The organism is Vibrio sp. R-1, from assembly GCF_035615595.1.
Lineage (GTDB): Bacteria > Pseudomonadota > Gammaproteobacteria > Enterobacterales > Vibrionaceae > Vibrio > Vibrio cholerae.
Map to the genome: position 1 here is coordinate 1 of NZ_WPDC01000191.1, position 1,349 is coordinate 1,349.

Genomic DNA, 1,349 nt, shown 5'->3' on the forward strand with positions numbered 1-1,349 from the left:
GCAGCTCTCCGCGTGGAGCTAGAAAGTTGAATATCCACTCCATAGCAACATTTGCGCCTTTACCGTGCTCACACTCAATCACTGCGGCTTGTGCCGTCACCAATAGCTGGCCAAAATACAGATCGAGCTCTTTAATTCGTTTTTGTAGGAAGTCGATTTCGGCATCTCGATGTGCCAGTTCTGCGGCAATATCCGACTTTGAGGATAGCCCCTCGCTTGTCATAGCGGTTACATGTTTTGAGTAGTAACCACCGATTGAGTCAAGGTGCTCCACGTCACGGGGTGCGTATTGTTTATCCATTTAACTGCTCCACAGCCTTAACCACACCATCAATTCCAAACCAGACAAATAGAACTCCAAGCACAATAAGCATTACAGCCACTGTTATTGCTAGATTATCGTTGCTGTTCTCATATCCACTTTCGTGCGTTGTCACTTCTTTTTGCATCGCTCAAACTCCGTGCACTTGACAATTTTGTTCCAGCCGCAATCGGTAATAAGCTTCATGAGTTCAAAGTTGAGGTGTGAGCAGTCCCTATTTTTGTATTTGCACACCGCACACATACTGCCTTTTGGAATGTAATGTACTGTTTGCGTCATGATTCAGTGTTACCTCCCAGTGCATTATTTAGGTCATCAATTAGCGCTGATAATTCTCCGGACATTAACGCAAAATCAGCATCAAAGCGCCTTGTCAGTCGGGTTACATATCATTAATAGTTAAAAGGGCTAGTCCGATATTAAGGCGCTTAATAATGATTCAAATGGTAGAGGGTAATTAATGTAATATCTCGTTCTCTTTGCTTTCCAATATGTGAAGGGTGAATATGGATGCGCCAATCATATTGTTAATTGCATTGATAATTTCACTTTTTGTTTTACATTGAGATTGCTCTATATATTTACTCAAAAACTCAAGTGCTAAATCTCCGTCAGTTGGCTTGAAGGCAATTTTCAGCGCTTGCATGTTATTTCTCCTTGTCGCTATGCACACTTATTACGTAATCCTAAGCGATCCATGTTGCGGAGATAAACTGCTCTGGCGTGCTCTTGTTGTTCTTTGGTCATAAACTGACCGATGACGGAGATTTCTTGAGCTAGTGGTTTTAGCTCATCGCTTGACTGCGACTCGTCCATACGGAACAGTATATCGGCCAGCATATCTTGAACGTCTTGCTCTGATAGCTCTTTTGGTGAGTCGTGCTGTGTCGATGTGGTATCTATAGTTGCTCCGTTCTCTGCTACGGAACGAGCTTCACCTTCAATGACGTTACCTTTGCGCGCAGCTTGCTGTGCAGCTCGTTTACGAGCAGCCTGTGCCGCTAAACGTTCTGTCACTGATTGTCTT

General features: G+C 43.7%; 5 protein-coding genes. All 5 read right to left on the reverse strand.

Going from position 1 to position 1,349, the window contains the following annotated elements; genetic code table 11:
• Window positions 1-301: hypothetical protein (locus GOU96_RS17510; RefSeq protein WP_324702065.1), on the reverse strand; the 301-nt coding region annotated here is incomplete at its 3' end.
• Window positions 294-449 (reverse strand): hypothetical protein, encoded by a 156-nt coding sequence (locus GOU96_RS17515; protein WP_156669260.1) that lies wholly within the window; start codon window positions 447-449, stop codon window positions 294-296. The genes GOU96_RS17515 and GOU96_RS17510, both read right to left, overlap by 8 nt.
• A 148-nt stretch (window positions 450-597) precedes the next feature.
• Complete coding sequence (gene rdgC, locus GOU96_RS18660; protein ID WP_225624517.1) at window positions 598-699, reverse strand: recombination-associated protein RdgC; 102 nt, start codon at window positions 697-699, stop codon at window positions 598-600.
• Between the two features lie 80 nt (window positions 700-779).
• The gene (locus GOU96_RS17520) at window positions 780-968 is read right to left on the reverse strand and encodes a hypothetical protein (protein WP_064977887.1); all 189 of its coding nucleotides are present in this window, start codon (window positions 966-968) and stop codon (window positions 780-782) included.
• A gap of 17 nt (window positions 969-985) precedes the next feature.
• On the reverse strand, window positions 986-1,349 hold a 364-nt coding region (locus GOU96_RS17525), incomplete at its 5' end, for a hypothetical protein (protein WP_324702066.1).